Source organism: Geobacter sp. 60473 (genome assembly GCF_036323535.1).
GTDB lineage: Bacteria > Desulfobacterota > Desulfuromonadia > Geobacterales > Geobacteraceae > Geobacter > Geobacter sulfurreducens.
Genome location: NZ_AP028967.1, coordinates 1,554,308 through 1,571,738, shown reverse-complemented (window position 1 = coordinate 1,571,738; position 17,431 = coordinate 1,554,308). Strand labels below are relative to the sequence as shown.

General features: G+C 53.3%; 12 protein-coding genes and 4 riboswitches. Of the genes, 11 read left to right on the top strand and 1 reads right to left on the bottom strand.

Translation table 11 applies throughout. The features are described from left to right. The first annotated feature begins 26 nt into the window (after positions 1–26). The 7 genes from AABA48_RS07185 to AABA48_RS07155 are packed head-to-tail and all read left to right on the top strand — an operon-like array spanning position 27 to position 9,214. Positions 27–1,193, top strand: a complete 1,167-nt coding sequence (locus AABA48_RS07185) for a glycosyltransferase (protein ID WP_286352383.1) — start codon at positions 27–29, stop codon at positions 1,191–1,193. Beyond that, positions 1,180–2,541, top strand: coding sequence for a phenylacetate--CoA ligase family protein (locus AABA48_RS07180; RefSeq protein WP_286352384.1), 1,362 nt, complete (start codon positions 1,180–1,182; stop codon positions 2,539–2,541). Before AABA48_RS07185 ends, AABA48_RS07180 begins: the two co-directional genes overlap by 14 nt. Further along, the gene (locus AABA48_RS07175) at positions 2,523–3,860 is read left to right on the top strand and encodes an O-antigen ligase family protein (RefSeq protein ID WP_286352385.1); all 1,338 of its coding nucleotides are present in this window, start codon (positions 2,523–2,525) and stop codon (positions 3,858–3,860) included. Before AABA48_RS07180 ends, AABA48_RS07175 begins: the two co-directional genes overlap by 19 nt. A gap of 59 nt (positions 3,861–3,919) precedes the next feature. After that, entirely contained in the window at positions 3,920–5,755 is a 1,836-nt protein-coding gene (gene asnB, locus AABA48_RS07170) for an asparagine synthase (glutamine-hydrolyzing) (protein ID WP_286352386.1), read from the top strand. A gap of 26 nt (positions 5,756–5,781) precedes the next feature. Then, complete coding sequence (locus tag AABA48_RS07165) at positions 5,782–6,741, top strand: glycosyltransferase family protein (RefSeq protein WP_286352387.1); 960 nt, start codon at positions 5,782–5,784, stop codon at positions 6,739–6,741. Positions 6,742–6,755: 14 nt separating this feature from the next. Further along, on the top strand, positions 6,756–7,826 hold the full coding sequence (locus tag AABA48_RS07160; RefSeq protein ID WP_338271236.1) for a CapA family protein: 1,071 nt from the start codon (positions 6,756–6,758) through the stop codon (positions 7,824–7,826). A gap of 47 nt (positions 7,827–7,873) precedes the next feature. Beyond that, positions 7,874–9,214 carry a phenylacetate--CoA ligase family protein gene (locus AABA48_RS07155; RefSeq protein ID WP_286352389.1) on the top strand — a complete coding sequence of 447 codons (1,341 nt, stop codon included), beginning with the start codon at positions 7,874–7,876 and terminating at the stop codon, positions 9,212–9,214. A 54-nt stretch (positions 9,215–9,268) separates the two neighbouring features. Here the strand turns inward: AABA48_RS07155 and AABA48_RS07150 are convergent, their stop codons facing one another. After that, complete coding sequence (locus tag AABA48_RS07150) at positions 9,269–9,943, bottom strand: PEP-CTERM sorting domain-containing protein (RefSeq protein WP_338271235.1); 675 nt, start codon at positions 9,941–9,943, stop codon at positions 9,269–9,271. 302 nt (positions 9,944–10,245) lie between these two features. Next, positions 10,246–10,322: riboswitch (cyclic di-GMP riboswitch) on the top strand. A gap of 132 nt (positions 10,323–10,454) precedes the next feature. Then, a riboswitch (cyclic di-GMP riboswitch) is annotated at positions 10,455–10,545 on the top strand. 119 nt (positions 10,546–10,664) lie between these two features. On the opposite strand from AABA48_RS07150, the gene AABA48_RS07145 reads away from it, so the two are divergent. From AABA48_RS07145 to AABA48_RS07130, 4 genes are all read left to right on the top strand, one after another. Beyond that, positions 10,665–11,750 carry a hypothetical protein gene (locus AABA48_RS07145; protein ID WP_014551709.1) on the top strand — a complete coding sequence of 362 codons (1,086 nt, stop codon included), beginning with the start codon at positions 10,665–10,667 and terminating at the stop codon, positions 11,748–11,750. A gap of 35 nt (positions 11,751–11,785) precedes the next feature. Beyond that, a complete protein-coding gene (locus AABA48_RS07140; protein WP_286352391.1) occupies positions 11,786–12,754 on the top strand; it encodes a hypothetical protein in 969 nt (322 codons plus the stop codon). Positions 12,755–12,930: 176 nt separating this feature from the next. Continuing rightward, a riboswitch (cyclic di-GMP riboswitch) is annotated at positions 12,931–13,007 on the top strand. A gap of 190 nt (positions 13,008–13,197) precedes the next feature. Beyond that, positions 13,198–13,288, top strand: a riboswitch (cyclic di-GMP riboswitch). 128 nt (positions 13,289–13,416) lie between these two features. Next, positions 13,417–16,272 (top strand): Ig-like domain-containing protein, encoded by a 2,856-nt coding sequence (locus AABA48_RS07135; RefSeq protein WP_338271234.1) that lies wholly within the window; start codon positions 13,417–13,419, stop codon positions 16,270–16,272. Positions 16,273–16,656: 384 nt separating this feature from the next. Continuing rightward, entirely contained in the window at positions 16,657–17,376 is a 720-nt protein-coding gene (locus AABA48_RS07130; RefSeq protein ID WP_286352393.1) for a PEP-CTERM sorting domain-containing protein, read from the top strand. The last annotated feature ends 55 nt before the right edge of the window (positions 17,377–17,431 follow it).

The following is a 17,431-nucleotide window of genomic DNA, read 5'->3' as shown; positions in this document are numbered from 1 at the left end:
AGTTTCAAACACAGGTATTTTTCTCTATGACACATACCGTCCGCATCGCATACCTCATTGACACCATCAGTTCCGACAAGGCCGGAACCGAGAAGCAGTTGCTCAACATCCTGAAGCGCCTTCCCGTGGACCCGCTCGTGATCTGCCTGCACGATTCTCCCTGGTTGGCCGCTAATCGTCTCCCCTGCGATGTGGTAACTCTCGGGTATCGGGGATTTCTTGCCCCCGGTTTCCCGCTTGTGCTGGCGAACTATTTGCGGTTGCTCAAGGAAAGGAATATCGATATCGTCCAGACGTTTTTCGAAGACTCGATGTTTGTCGGTTTTCTGGGGAAGGTCCTGAGCAGGAGGCGTCACGCACTGGTTGTCAGCAGGCGCGATCTGGGCCTGGGAAGCGATGAACCCGCGTATCACGGACTATTCAGGAGGATACGTCCCCATGTTTTCCGATTGAGCGATGGCATTGCCGTAAATGCACACGCGATAAAGGACCATGTGGCGGCGTATGAACAGGTGCCGCCCGACAAGATTACCGTGATCGGCAACGGTCTTGATCTGCCGGTGCCGCCACCTGTGCTGCCATCTCTCTTCCGTGAAGTCAAGGCGGATGTGTGGATCGCCATTGCCGCAAACCTGAAGCCGATTAAACGTATCGATCTGTTGGTGCGTGCCTTGGCGCACCTGAAAGACACCGGAGTCAAGGACGTTGTCAGGGCTGTGGTGCTGGGGGAGGGCCGGCTGGAGTCAGAATTGACCCACCTGGCGACCGATCTCGGTATCGGCGACAGGGTTCACTTTGTGGGAGCCGTTGAGAACGTAAGTGAGTACCTGTACGGTGCCGACATAGGAGTACTCTGCTCCGACAAGGAGGGACTGTCGAACGCCATTCTCGAATATATGGCCTGCGGTCTGCCCGTCGTTGCCACTGACGCGGGCGGAAACGGCGAGTTGGTCAATGAAATGAACGGAGCCTGCGTGCCGACAGGTGACCACGTGGCCCTGGCGCACGCATTGGCACGGCTCATCGAGTCGCCTCGCCTCCGCAAGGAATTGGGGGCACATTCCCTGGAAAAGGTAAGGCAGAACTTTACTTGGGACAAGGTACTGCCCCAGTGGGAGAACTTTTACGACTCGCTTGCCAAGGGCCTGGCACGCGGCAACAATCCAGTGGAGAATACCCATGCTGAAGCATAGATTGTTCTCCCCCTTGCGCAGGCACCTGATGGAGCCGCTCGATGCCCTGCGGAGCGGCACTCCTTTTCTCAACTACTGGAAAGAACTCGAACGCACCCAGTATCTGCCGGAAGCGGCCCTGCGCCGGGTTCAGTGGGAAAGGCTCACGGACCTGCTGGCATATGTGTGGGACAACAATGAGTTTTTCCGTGAGCGCATGGGGCAGGCCGGCCTGACGCCCGAAACGGTCACCTCTCCGGAGGAATTCAGGAAGATCCCCGTGCTTTCAAAGGAATGCATCCGTCAGAACACCCTGGCGATGATAAGTAGAGGGTATGACGTCGGGTCGCTCATGAAATTCAAGACCGGCGGGTCAACGGGAAAATCCCTCGAAGTTTACCTGACCGAGGAGTGCAGCGAGCGTCGCAATGCATGCGCCCGCCGGCATGACAGGTGGGCAGGGTGGAACCCGGGCGAGCCCATTGGCGCCGTGTGGGGGAATCCCGAGCTTCCCCGTGATATGAAAAGCCGCATCAAAGACTGGTTTCTGTCCCCTGTTATCTATCTTGATACCATGAGTGTGACAGAAGCTTCTGTCAGGGCATTTGCCGCGGAATGGGAACAGGTGCAGCCGACCCTCCTGTACGGGCATGCGCACTCCATCTTCGTACTGGCCGAGTTTGTCCGGGACCTGCGCCTGAACAGCATAACGCCGAGAGGAATCCTATCGACCTCCATGATGCTCATGCCTCACGAGCGAAGGACCATAGAATCGGTCTTCGGCATCAAGGTGACGGACCGTTACGGTTGCGAAGAGGTCAGCCTGATCGCCTCCGAGTGCGAGAAGCACGAGGGGATGCACCTGAACATCGAGCACCTGTACATCGAGTTCCTTCGTGAAGACGGCAGCCCGGCGTCCCCCGGTGAGCCGGGGACCATTGTCGTCACCGACCTGATGAACCGCGCCATGCCGTTTATCCGCTACCGCGTCGAGGATGTGGGGGTGCCGAGCGATAGAAAATGCAGTTGTGGGCGGGGACTTCCTCTCATGGAGAGCGTTACCGGGAGGGTGGCCGATTTTCTGGTGAAGAGTGACGGGTCGCGGGTGGCAGGGGTGTCATTGATCGAAAACACCCTGACGAAGATTCCTGGGATCGATCAGATGCAACTTGTGCAGGAGGCTATAGATTCGCTTGTTGTCAGGGTGGTGCCCGGTATTGATTTTGAAGATAATACACAACGTGAATTACGCGACTATTTGGTGGAGCTATTTGGCGGCGACATAGCGGTTGAAATCAGCATCGTTGATGCTATTGCGCCGGAAGCATCCGGAAAGTATCGGTTCTCCATATGCAGGATTTCTCAATAAGCAATCGGCGCGCTGATGTGCTGAACGGAGAAATCGCCGAAAATTATTCGGTTGAGTATCCCTATATCAGCAAAACCCTTCTGCTGTTGTTCTGTGGCTATGTTGTCACTTGGTACTTGCAGATCGGGTACAGGATACCTGCGTTGGGGGATATCAGGTTCGAATTTATTTATGCCTTGTTTTTGACTGCTTTAGCATTTTTGGCAACGCCGAAGATCGACACGAAATGCCCGCTGCTTCCGTATGTTTTGTTTTACTTTCTGGTGATCGTTATTCAGGTGCCATTTTCTCACGATTTTGCCAGATCATGGGACGTTTTTGTTGATAGGATCATCAAATTTTCCTTTATGGCGTTTTTTATCGTTTCATTTGTGCGCAGTCCGGGCCATATGAAATATTTTTTGGGAGCGTTCCTGTTGGCTTGCCTGAAAATGGGGCAGGAGGGACTGGTGGGACGATTGTCGGGAGGTCTTATCTGGGAAAATCAGGGTATTTTGAGGCTTCATGGATCAACGCCTCTCTATGCCCACCCAAATTCTTTTGCCGGCATGGCGCTCGGTACACTGCCCTTTGTCTATTTTCTTTGGCCCTTGAGCAACAAATACATCAAGGCTGTTTTGTTGGCGCTTGCCGGCCTCTCGCTGCATATTGTGCTTTATACCGGCTCCAGGACGGCATACGTAGGTATATTGGCATTTGTTGCTTTTGCATTTTACACCTCGAACTACAAGAGGAAGTTTATCGGTTACATTGTGTTGGTCTTAGCACTGTCCGTACCGCTAATTCCGTCTGATTATCAGGACAGATTCAAATCCATTTTTACGCTTGAGGAAAAAGAAGGGCGATCAAGCGAGGCAAGAATACAGATTCTCGAAGACGCTTGGGAAATCTTTACGGATTACCCATTCGGCGTTGGTGTCGCGGCTTTCCCCAAGGTGAGGGCAGAACATTTCGGCAGATCGCAGGATACGCATAACCTGTATCTAGAAATAGCTACTAATCTGGGCATACAGGGTATGATTGTTGTCGGAATGCTTATATATAAAATGCTCGGCATTTTGAATCACATGAGAATAAAAAGTAGACTTCTCTTGCTAAAAATAAGCTCAAATCAAAGTTCAAGCATAATTAAAAACGATCTTATAGTAATAGAGGCAGTTGCATCATCAGTCATAGGATTTGTAATAATAAGACTTACTCTTGGTCTGTTCGGAATGGACCTTTATGAAATTTACTGGTGGTTTGCTATTGGTACAACATTTTCTCTGAATGCAATGTTTACTAAAATTGAAAAAACAGTATTATATCATAATAACTAGATGCAATTTTATATCATAAATATATGTCAAATTACCATCAATGACTCCAAGGATCAATAATGTGCGGAATTGTCGGCAAATATAATTTCAAGCAAAATGCCTGTGAAGGTAATGACATAGATGCAATGATGCAGGCAATTTACCATCGTGGTCCAGATTCCTCTGGCAAATACATAAGCGGGAGGGCTGCACTCGGATTTCAGAGATTGAGTATCATTGATACGGTTTCAGGCCATCAGCCACTTTATAATGAAACAAAAACCATCGTCCTGCTTGCCAATGGGGAGATATACAATTACAAGGAATTCGTTCCGCTTCTGGAAAGCAAGGGTCACGTGTTTTCCACGCGGAGTGATTGTGAAGTAATTATTCACCTGTACGAAGAATACGGGATCGAGTTCATAAGCAAGCTTAACGGTATGTTTGCATTCTGTCTCTACGACACACGCAACGATGTCATGTTCCTTGCGAGAGACAGGGTAGGGATCAAGCCCCTCTACTATCATCTCAACAAGGAAGCCATTATTTTCGGTTCGGAGATAAAGGGTATTCTGGCGTCTGGCGAGGTTGTAACCGAGGAGGCAAATGACTGCCTGGCGGAATACCTTTGTTTCAGGTATGTTGCAAATTTCAGGACGTTCTTCTCTTCCGTCAACGCCCTTGAGCCGGGCACGTATATCAAAATTTCTCCTAACGGCTGTACGTTCGAAAAATTCTGGGATTTATCCAAGTACGTGTTGAACTATGCTCAAGACGGAGATCTCGTCGGGACGATCGATGCCGCATTGACATCATCGGTGCAGCGCCAGATGATGACGGACGTTCCCCTTGGCACTCAACTAAGCGGGGGGGTCGATTCGAGTCTTGTCAGCAAACTGGCTGCCGGATACTCACCCGGACTGAAGACCTTTACGGTCAGTTTTTTCGAAAGTGCCTATGACGAGTCAGCCTATGCACGGCTGCTGGCGGATTCGGCGGGGCTTGAGTATCACCAGATCAGGGTCGACGGCAAGACCTTTGCCGATACTCTGCCCAAGGTTATCTGGTATCACGACGAGCCCCTCTGTCATGCCAACTCCGTGCATATGTACCTGTTGTGCAAGTACGCACGACAGTTTGTGACGGTCCTGCTGACCGGCGAAGGGGCCGATGAACTTTTTGCCGGTTATCCCCGTTATCAGATTTGCAGGTTCGGCGATGCATATAACAAGTTGAATCCGAGTGTTGCTTCGCTGGTGAAGTCGGTCCTGAAGGGCGTTCCTGCACGAAAGATCGTCAAAATAGTCGACAACCTCGGTCTTGGTGCCCGTGAACTGGCCTTGTGGAATTCATCCTTTACCACCAAGGAGAAGGTTTCCTGGCTGCTGGATTCCGGCGATGTCACTCTCGATGCCCGATCCGCCCTGGTGGACAGCGTCTGGAACGATGAGTTGAGTCTTTTCGACAATCTGCTCCTCTATGAACAGAAGTCCTATCTTCAGCCGATTCTGATGCGGCAGGACAAGATGAGCATGGCCGCCTCAGTTGAGTCCAGGGTCCCGGTCCTTGACAACGAGATGCTGGACGTGGCCAACGCAATTCCGTATCAGTACAAAGTCCGGCACTTCACTCCCAAGCACGTGTTCAAGAAGGTTGCGGAAAGGCATATATCCCGAAAGATCGTCTACAAGAAAAAGGTCGGCTTTGGTGTGCCCGTGGACGAATGGCTGCGTGACCATAGCGGTTTGGGCAGGTACCTGGATCTTCTCCTCGATACCGCCCGTGGCATCAACGGCGTCAGCAGACCGCGTATTGAGCAGTTGATTGCGGAGCATGCGAGCCGAAGATATAACCATGGCGATGTGTTATGGCCCCTTGTGAACTATGCAATCTGGCGGGAACAATTTTTCAAGTAAGGAATTATGAGCTGCGGGGCCACTGAATGAAAAAAGCTGTTTGGATTACCTGGGAACATCAGATACGCAACAAATCGATGGCTGCCATGCTTGGTGCGGAACTTCATGTTATTGCTTACAGCGGTGCGAGATTGCGGCGCTATCTCTTTTGCGCATACAACACCATAGCCACGGTCCGCAGGGAGAAACCCGATGTGGTGTTCGCCCAGAACCCTTCCATCGTCCTGAACTACCTGCTGTTGCTGGCTCGGGTGTTGTTCGGGTATAGGTTTGTCACCGATGCCCACTTCGGGGGCGTCATCGCGTACAACGGCAATTTTCTGTTTCAGAAAGCTCTCGATCTCTGTAACAGATCGGCGGATCTGGTCATCGTTACCAATCGGGACCATGCCGCCCATGTGAAATCTATCGGGGGACGGGCACTGGTATGCGAGGATCCGCTGCCCGACCTGGCCCGCTATGATTCAGGTGCCGCCCCTGAGGATAAGTCAGTCTTTTTCATCTGCTCCTTTGATATTGACGAGCCGTACGAGTCGGCTTTCGAGGCTGCCCGTGTGCTGTCTGGGGAAAGCTACAGGTTCTATGTCTCCGGAAATTACGCCAAGGTCGGCATCGATCCGTCCGATTACCCCCATGTGAGTTTCCTGGGATTTGTGCCGGAACAGCACTTTTATGAGAGGCTTTACCAGTCGGATATCGTTCTCGACCTGACGGAGCACGAGAACTGCCTCGTATGCGGAGCCTACGAAGCCATGGCTGCTGAACGGCCGCTGGTCACGTCCGACAGGGCCTGTTTGCGGGCATATTTCGATCAGGGAACGGTGTTTACCGCACACGATAGCGCTAGTATTGCTGAAGCGATAAGGGAAGCGTATCGGGACCGTTTCCGCCTGAGGGATAATATCCGGGAGTGGAAAGGGCGAGCTGTTCGAACGCAGAATGAAAGACGGGATGTGCTCAGAACGACACTGGGGATGGACCGATAATCCGGGGAGTTGCCATGAAGCCCATTAAGTGCATCTTTGTCGGCGATATCGCTCTTGGGGATCACCCGAAATCAGTCGGGTTCGGTTTCTATTCCAGGTACCGCAACGGCATTCCACCGGATAAGGCACTCGCCCTATTCCGGAGAGGCTGCGAACACGACATCCTGTTCGGCAATCTGGAGTTCACGCTCGGGACTGCCGAGTTGACGGCCGCGTCGCACGAGGAGCTCAACTGCAGGGGGATAGCGGCATATGCCGACTTTCTGGAGCAGGCGGGTTTTAATGCCGTCAATATCGCCAATAACCACATTTACCAGCATGGGATTGATCCATTCGACAAGACTCTGAAGGTGCTTGCCGACAAAGGGATCGGCATCGTGGGGCTGGGGCGCAATGGTGGCAGTTCGAATATAGTCGGAACCGGCGACCGCTCCGTATGCTTTCTCGGCTGGTCAGCACGGCCCCGTCAGGGCTTTTCCGGTCAACCACCGTACCGCGAATTCGACGAAGCGAGCTGCTATGGGGAGATAGCCGAGGCGGCGAAAGCACATCCGATCGTCTGCGTTTCCCTGCACTGGGGGGACGAGTTCATCGAGATCCCCAGTGCAGACGAAAAGCGGATTGCACGAAGGATGATCGATGCGGGGGCGAAGGTGGTCGTGGGGCATCACCCCCATGTCATGCGGGAGGTTGAGGAGTATGGCAGCGGCCTGATCGCCTATAGTCTGGGTAACTTCATCTGCGATATGATCTGGAACGAAAGCACCCGGAAGACAGGCTATCTTTACGTGGAGTTCACTGACGGTGCAATCTCGAAATGGGAGATTGTGTACGGAAGGATCGGAGACGATTACTTTCCCGACTTTGACGGTACGGTTCCCGATCCGTCCGATACGTACAAGCAACTGTACTCAAGGCTGAATGGTTGTTCCTATGACCGTCTGGCGCGGCATGCGCTGCGCCGCCACCAGGTGCTGACCCTTTTGCACATGCTTCGTAACTGCGGGAGGTACAGGGCGGGGGTATGGCGGTCCATGCTTCAGGGTGCCATCAAGAGCCGCCTCACCGCAAACCATCAGTCATGATGTCGCTTAAAAAGAATATTTAACCCAGCCACTAAGGGAGTCCCTTGATGTCGCTATATACAGCCATGTGCGAGAATGTGTTGTTGCCCCTTGCAGATTATGCGACCCGGAACTGCACCATGCATTATTACCGTCTGTACAGTGACATGCAGTGGTTGGGCAGGGAAGAGCTTCAGCGCCGCCAGGACGAACTGGTGCGTGAGACTGTCCGGACCGCCTATGCAGACATACCCTTTTATCGCGAGCTCTATGACAGGCACGGGGTGAACATCGCCGGCGTCCTCAAGGCTAAAGATCTGTCTTTGCTGCCGATGGTGACAAAGGACATGCTCAGGGAAGCTTATCCCCATTCATGCACCAGGGATACCGGGTGGCCCTGGCGCGAGTATTGTACCAGCGGCTCATCGGGAAGCCCCTTTGCCGTTCGGGTGGATAACGAAACTATGAGCATGGCCCGGGCACTGATGTTTCTCAGGGCCAACTACTCGGGCTGGAACATCGGTGACCCGTTCCTCCAGACCGGCATGACCCTGGAGAGGGGAGCGGTCAAGAGGCTGAAGGACATTCTTCTGAGAGTAGAATACGCCTCTGCCTTCGATTTGTCGGATCGGGTACTGGATAGGTACCTGGACCTCATCGACAGCAAAAAGTTGGACTACGTCATGGGGTATGCCGGCAGTCTATATTGCGTGGCCACGAGAGCGTTGGAGGTGGGATTCAACAGGCCCCTGACCGGAATCGTTTCGTGGGGCGACAATCTCTATGCCCATTATCGCGAAAAGGTCGAAAGCGCTTTTAAGTGCCGCGTCACCGACACCTACGGCTGCGGAGAAGGCATCCAGATCGCCGCCCAGTGTGGAAGAAGCGATGGCGCATATCACATCTTCATGCCCCATGTGGCGCTGGAGGTGGTGGATGATGAGGGCAACCCAGTGCCTCCCGGTCAGGTGGGGAACATTGTGCTGACTCGCCTGCACCCCGGCGCCATGCCCCTGATACGATACCGCGTGGGAGACCTTGGCGTCAAAAGCGCCGATGAAACCTGCCCGTGCGGGCGGGGGTTCGAACTGCTCGCCAAGGTTGAGGGACGCGACACCGATGTGGTTGTGACGCCGCGGGGCAACCGGCTGATCGTGCATTTCTTTACGGGGATATTCGAGTACTACAAGACCATCGATACGTTCAAGGTCATTCAGGAAGAACGGGACCGGATTACCGTTCTGATTGTACCTCGACCGGATTTCGAGCCCGAGCACTGGACAAGCCTCAAGTCCGAAATCCTTGAAAAAGGAGATCCGGAACTGATCATAGATATGAAGCTGGTGGAGGAAATACCGCTTGAAAGATCGAACAAACGTCGATTCGTCGTGTCGAAAGTCTGCAGATAACGGGGATAAGTTGAACCCGCCTATGACCTTCTTCTGGTCATGATTCAGGTTGTGTTAAATTTTCTTCTTTCTTCTGAGAAGGATAATGCCGGCAAGTCCGGCCCCAAGAAATGCGAAGGTTGATGGTTCGGGCACAGGAACGGTTTCTGCGTTAGTTATTTGAGCCGAGAAGTAGAATTTGGAGCTGTTGCCGAACTCATCGAAAATGGTGTTGCGCATGGTTCCGGCCCCGAAAGCGCGCGCGGAACTCGCCGACCACTCCCCGAGGGCATCCGGTTGCAGCAGCATGTCGTAGAATGAGAGATAGTTGTTTCCACTGCTTACACTGAGCCAGCGTTCCGAAAAGGTGCTGGTCAACCACTTGTTCCCGCCATAGTTGTTTTCGGTTATTCCATTATATGAGCTTAGATAATTGTTAGAAGTGATGGTCGAACCTCCAGCGTAGTGAGCATAAAATGTTCCTCTACCATATGGGTCTGTTCGCTCGATTACGGTACCGTCGTTCATTAACACAGTCCCCCTGGCATCCAGGTCGATTACAACGCTATAGGAAACACGGCTTCCAACTGTTATCCCCATATCGGAGAGAAAACCCGCTGAATCATCAATGCCGGGTCCCTGGATTACGTACCCTTCCAGAGTATATTGTACTGGGTAGCTCCACGCGGAGGGTCCAGCCAGTAACAATGTCACAAACAAAATTAGGGACAACCTGTCTGGGCGTATCATGACCGGCCCTCCTCGTACATCTTTTGGATAAGTACAGGGATACAAGCAATTAGCGTACCTTAAAAACGATTTCATGCTGTTGCCATTATATCCGTAATTCAGTGTGTTGTAGGTAGTCGGTTGAAATTTTTAAACTTTTCTTTACATGTGCGTGTAAATTCCACCGACATCCGATGATGCGGTCGATTCGGGAGGTACATTGCGTATATGTAGCTTAATAATGTATTAAAATTATTACAATGAAATTGTTATGTGTTGACTTGAACCTTCAACTCATGTACTAAAAGCACAAAGCAGGCGGTAGACGATAATACTAAACCATTCGCGAGAATGGGGCGGAAAGCCTATAGGGTCTCCACGAGACAGCCGGGTTGCCGAAATACCAGTTCATGGGTAGCGGCTCCCGGCATTTTTTTTGTCTGATAGGCCAAATGGGGCTTTGGTGACACAAATCACAGTTTAATTTTCCCGGGTGGACGAAAGTATAAACAAATAAAAAATATTCGCTCTGTTTCCGAAGAGGTAAAACCAGGGTAACCTGGTGACACAAAGCCACGGGTCCTGAAATCGTCCTAGGTATTCAGGATGGCCGGGTTGGCGAAGAAACAGCCCATCTGTCGACAAGTCGTACCATTGTCACGGGGGGCTGTTTTTTGTTGGGAAAAGGACCGGTATATGCCGGTAAAACGAGTAAACTAAGAGTAGCAGGGAGGTAGTCAACATGAAAACCAAGAGGACACTACAGGCGATAGTTCCGTCGCTCCTCATTCCACTTCTCGTCCCGCTGGGCGCTCTCGCCGCTCCGTCTATCACTTCGATGAGCAACTCAGCGCTTACCAATGGCCAAGTTGTTACTATCTCCGGTAGCGGGTTTGGCACCAAGAGCACTGTGGCTCCCCAGTTCTGGGATACTGTAGAGAACCAGACGGCGTATTCAAGCCTTGCTAATGGAGCAACCGTCCCGACTGGGTCGGGCAAGCCCTGGGAATCACAATGCACTTGGGATGGCGGCGCGTGTGTAAAGTATTCAACTACGGCCAGCGAACAACGTGGGTTGAGCACAGCGACTTACAGGGCCACAACTACAACCCAGGGATTACTGGAGGGGCGGCGGATTACTGGAACTAATAAAATCTATGTCTCTTGGTGGTGGAAACCAGCATCAAATCCCGTAACCGGCGATCATTCGAGTAAATTTTTACGATTGTCCAATAATGCTGACGTGACGAACAAAACCTTTTCGTGGACCCAAATGCAGGATTATATCTATCGAACCGATCAAGGCTATTGTCAAAATGGGGCAGCGCATTGGGCCAACTGGAATGGCAACGTAAATCAGTGGAATTTTCATGAAGTATGGATTGATGGTGCAACGAGAACATACACTATTAAGATTAACGGAAAAGCGACAGCTAATAATGTTTCCTGGTCGAGCTGCACGGCTTTCAATTTCGACTATGTGTGGATGATCGGTTGGGATGGTGGAGGGAATTCACCCCCGGCAATTACTTCATGGCTGGACGATATATATGTAGATAACACGCTCTCTCGCGTCATGATATGTGACAATGCCAACTTCTCAAGTGCAACTAAATGCGAAATGCAGATTCCCACCACTACCTGGACTGATGGACAGGTTCAGGTTAAGGTCAATCAAGGGGGGTTTCCCACCAACTCGACTGCGTATCTCTATGTACTTGATGCCAACGGTAGCCCCAGTGCAAGTAAACAAATTACGTTCGGAACCGGCGATGGTGGAGGGACCGCAACTATTGCTCCTCCCAGTGGCCTTAAGGTTGTCAACTGATTCGATCAGTCTCTAAGGAAGCCGGAGTGAAGCGCATGAAACATTCATTTAAGAGAACAGGTTGTTTCGTTTCAGCCTTTCTGTTGCTTGCTGCCGGCATGGCATCAGCGGCGGGCATCTCTCGGAACGAATGCTCAAATCCACCGACAGGAACGGTTTTTTGCGAGGATTTCGAGGGGACTAATCCCAAGGCCAACTTCAGCGACTACGACGGCAACCCTGACACGGAAAACCTTATCGTGACCAACACGGGACCAGCAGGTGATACCGCGAACCGGGCAATCCGTTTGCGGGTGTCTGCAGGGCAGGGGGGGGGCTCCGATCTGTTCAAGGTTCTGTCTTCCGGGTACGACAAACTCTATGCCCGCTGGTATTTCATGTATGAACCAGGGTTCAACTTCAGTGCCCGTAATCATGGCGGCGGCTTGGCGGCAGGAGACCGAAACCTGGTCGGTTCATCCGGAAATCGGCCGACCGGAAGCGATTGGGCCGGTTTTTTCGTGCAGTACATGGAAGGTCCTGCAACGCCCTATGCCTACAGCTACTACCGGGGCATGTACCAGGACTGCTCCAATCCGTCTGGCAATTGCTGGGGCGACTCATTGCCCTGCGTCTACGACAGCGGGGCATATTACTGCAAACAGCCGCAGCACCGCCCGAGCGAATCCCTACCTAAACTGGTGGCGGGGCAGTGGTATTGCGTAGAGCAGATGCTCGATATGGGCACGCCAACCTCCACGGGGGTGGGAGCGGACGGTCGCCTGGCGATCTGGCTGGATTCAAAGCTGCTGGGTGACTATCAGGATCTGTGGATCAGAACCACATCGTCCCTCAAAATCCGGAATCTCTGGTTGAGCCTTTATCATCATGACGGTACCCATTCAACCGTCGGAGAGCTTATCGATAACGTAGTCGTATCGACCCAGCCCATTGGCTGCGGATCGGTGCCGCCGGAAGTTTTGTCGGCGCCGAAGAATCTCAGGATTTTCAAGGTCGTGCCCTAACAGGCTGATGCCCTCAACACGATGAGGGTTTCGAGGAGTGAACGCCCCCCTGATGCACGCACCGGGAGGTCGTTCGGTGCATATGCTGTTGAATTCTTTAGTGCCCCCAAGGTTAAAAAGGTTGACAGGGGGGACAAAGGGGTGTATCAACAGCAGCTGAAAATTGAATAGGCGGTACACGATAATACTCAACCATCCGCGAGGATGGGGCGGAAAGCCTACAGGGTCTCACAGAGACAGCCGGGTTGCCGAAATGCCTGAAATGGTATACGGCCCCGGCTTTTTTTTGTTCTTTTTCCGGGGAGTCAACTGCAGCGAAAATTGACGGTAAATCATGTGGTTGAATCTTTTTTGCGACATGGCCGGTTTTGGTGATACGAGTCACAACGGTTCTGCAAAACAGGGCCGATAATACCAACAAAAGGAATAATCAAGCAGTACTGTTTCCGAAGGGGTAAACCCAGGGTAACCTGGGGACACAAAGCTACGGGTCCTGAAATGTCCTAGGGTTTTCAGGATAGCCGGGTTGGCGAGAAACAGGTTCCTCATTAGTCCATCAAAAGACTAAGGCGGGCTGTTTCTCTTTTTTGTGCTCGCGACTCGAAAGGCGCGGGCAGGAAAAGGAGAAGCGGACGCCGAAAGAAGTACAAAGGAGCCCGTTTATGAAAACCCGCACGCTAACAACTCTTATTCTTGCCTGGTTGCTCAGTTTTGCCATGGTGGCAGCCAGCCAGGCCCGGGACGTGACCCTGCAGTGGGATGCAAACACTGAAACGACCGTTGCCGGCTACAAGGTTTACTACAACGCCGACTCGGCAGGCCCTCCCTTCAGCGGGACCGGAACGGTCGGCAAAGTGACCTCCACCACTCTCACCGGTCTTGATCCGAGCAAGACTTATTATTTCGCCGTCACCGCCTACGATGCCACCGGCACTGAAAGCACCTACTCCAATATCGTAAGCGCGGCCGAAGCAACCGCCCCCACCGTTTCGATTACATCCCCCGCCTCGGGTGCGTCCATCTCGGGTACCACCAGCGTTGCCATCAGCGCCACTGACAATGTGGGCGTCACATCGGTCGAACTCTATGTGGACGGCGTCCTCAAAGGAACCGACACCTCATCTCCGTACAGTGTGAGCCTGAACACCACCCAGCTTTCTGCCGGCACTCACACTCTCCAGGCCAAGGCTTACGACGCCGCCGGGAACGTGGGACAGTCCACGGCGTTTTCCGTAACAGTGGTAAATGATACGACGGCTCCTACGGCTTCCATTACCTCTCCGACCGGCAGTTCCACCGTGTCGGGCACCGTTACGGTAAACGTTTCCGCAACCGACGCCATGGGCGTGTCAAAGGTGGAACTCTATGTCAACGGTTCCCTCTACGCGACCTACGGTTCGGCTCCCTACTCGATAACCTGGAATACCTCGTCGTATGCCAACGGAACGTACACCCTCCAGGCCAAGGCCTATGACGCAGCGGGCAACGTAGGTCAGTCTTCCTCGGTGACGGTCACGGTAAGCAATACGGTCGCCGATACCACGGTCCCGACTGTTGCCGTGAGCTCCCCCGCCAATGGCGCGACCGTTGCCGGTACGGTGAGCATGGCCGCTACGGCCTCCGACAACGTCGGCGTGAGCAAGGTCGAATTCTATGTAAACAACGTGCTCAAGGGGTCGGATACGACGTCTCCCTATAACTACAGCTGGGATACCACCTCCGCAGCCAACGGCAGCTATACCCTGACCGCCAAGGCCTATGATGCGGCTGGCAATGTGGGGCAGTCGAGCAGCGTAACCGTGAGCGTGAACAATGTGACGACTCCCCCGGCGGGAAGCAACACGGCCATCTTCGGTAATGCCTTTGGCGCCAATTTCCCGAATACCGTGGAAGACACCTTCCTGAATATCAATAATGATGTGAACGCCACCGGCGTAAGCCTCAGCACCTACACCTGGCCCGCAGCCACGCCGGCCAACGCAGTCGTGATGAAGTGGGACGTTTCCGCACTGCCTGCCAATGCCGAGATCCAGAGCGCCACGCTCTATCTCTACCTGACTGAAGGCGGCGGCGACGACGCCTACGAAATTCCGGTCTCCGCCATCATCAACAAGAACCCGGTCGTCGCCTCCAGCACCGGCAATACCTACGACGGGACCAATGCCTGGACCGCAAGCAGCGTGGCTTACGGCGGGGTGCCCCTGGCCCAGTCCGATATAGACACACCGGTGGATGCACCCCTGGTTGACAAGACCGTTGGCTACAAAGCCTGGAATATCACGAATCTGGTCAAGACCTGGCTGGCGACGCCGGCCGCCAACAGGGGCGTGCTGCTCAACTCCTCCAACAAGGCCACTGCCGACAGCTACAGGCTCTTCGCTTCCAGCGATGCGGCCGATACCAACCTGCGGCCGAAGCTGGTGGTAACCTACAATTTGCCGACCGATACGACTGCTCCGACGGTGGCGGTGAGTGCCCCGGCTAATGGCGCGACCGTGAGCGGAACGGCGACCGTCAGCGCAACAGCCTCTGACAACGTGGGCGTGACCAAGGTGGAATTCCTGGTGAACGGCACGGTCGCTTCCACGGTGACCACCGCCCCTTACAACTACAGCTGGAATACCACGACCTCGGCCAACGGCACCTACACCCTGACTGCCAAGGCCTATGACGCCGCCGGCAACATCGGCCAATCTGCCTCCGTGTCGGTAACAGTGAACAACCAGACCGCCGACACCACTGCGCCGACCGTATCGATCACTTCTCCGGCCAATAACGCGACCATCAAAGGAAGCATTACCGCCAGCGCCAGTGCATCGGACAACGTGAAGGTGACCAAAGTCGAGTTCTACCTGGACAACGTGCTCAAGCGCACCGACACGAGCTCGCCCTTTACCTACAGCCTCAACACGACCTCCGTAAGCGACGGCACCCACACCCTGACCGCCAAGGCCTATGATGCGGCAGGCAATATCGGCGAGACAACCGTGACGGTGAAGGTCGCCAACGATGCCACCGCGCCGACCGTGTCACTGTCGGCCCCGACCAGCGGCGCAACGGTAAGCGGTGTCGTCTCCGTCAATGCCACCGCAACGGACAACCTGGCAGTTGCCAAGGTGGAATTCTACGTCAACAATGTCCTCGCGAGCACGGATACGACCTCTCCCTACAGCTACAGCTGGGATACCACCACCGTTGCGAACGGCGTCTACAGCCTGACCGCCAAGGCCTATGATGCGGCCGGCAACTCGAAGGTTTCGACCGCCGTAACCGTAACCGTCAATAACATCGTGATCATCAAGGGCGATGTGGATGGCGACGGAGCGATTACGGCCAATGACGCGCTCATCGTTCTCAAGGCGGTCGCGGATCCCACCCTGTTGACCTCGACAGTGCAGAGCATGGGTGATGTGGCGCCGGTCGATCCGGTTACCTCCAAGCCGGTCGGCAACGGCAAGATTGACATCAACGATGTACTGACTCTTCTGCGCCGGGCGGTTGGTCTGACGACCTGGTAACCGATCCCTGACCGGGGACCCCGCTGTGCGGAGGTCCTGAAACGAAGCCGCCTTTCCCGCACTGCCGGGGGAGGCGGCTTTTTTCGTTCCGTTGACGGATCAAGATTATAGTGCTTCCAAGATGACTAAGAGCGTCGAGATATCTGGCAACTTTTTGGGATATTGCACATGTCGTCGATGATTTTGTTTGTAAAAAACAGTCAGTTGCAGGGTGGTACGTATTATGCTGTTCATACATTAGTGGGCATGCTTAGAGTAAGGTACGTGCTTTGATTTCTCGCAATAGCCTCTGAATGGTCTTCTTTTATGTGCCGTTAGTGATGCATTCGCATGCACACACAAACGGTGGAGATCCCTCTCCACACGCACTAAAGGAGGTTGGCCATGAAGGCACTCGTTTTTCTCCTCGTGACATTCCTGTCCCTCATATCGGTTGGCGTTAACGCAGCTCCATTGACCTATCTGTTTGGTGGCAAGGTAACTAGTAGCACCATGGGGGCCTTTGAATTCTCTGAGGTCCAGGTGCAGGTCGGCAGCCCCTTCATTGGTTCATTCACCTATGACAGCTTAGGCAGCAACCCGCAGCCTGTAAACTTTGAAGTTGCTGTACTGTATGAATATATCACGGGGCTTGGACAAGGTTGGACCGTGCTTGTCGATAAGACCCAGGCTCAACTGGGAGTATCTGCCCCTGATGTCCTTGGTTTTGATAATCTAGCCATTGTTTCTAACGCTCCGGTTTTTGGTGTATTTGCCGGGAAGTTGGAAAACAACCAGTTGCTTCTTTACGAGTCCACGTATTGGCCGAGCATCCTGTCGGATACAACTAATACCGCTGCAAATCTGTTGCTGCAGGGGCCAGACGGAGCAATGGATTATTGGCCCAATCTCGATGCATTTACTGTTCATAAGCTTTTTGGGGTCCATGGGCTCTTCGAAGGGAAACCCTGGAATTTCGTCGGACAGATTGACTATCTGCAGCAAACAAGCTCGCCAGTCATCGTGGGGGTAGTGCCGGAGCCGGGAACAGGGCTGCTTATCGCCTTCGGTCTTGCAGGACTGTGGGGGGTAACCGCATGTTTCCGCAAGCAGAATAAAGGTTGAGGCCAGCTATCGCTTTGGGTGTATGGGCAATCGACGTCCTTGTCGGATTAGTTTA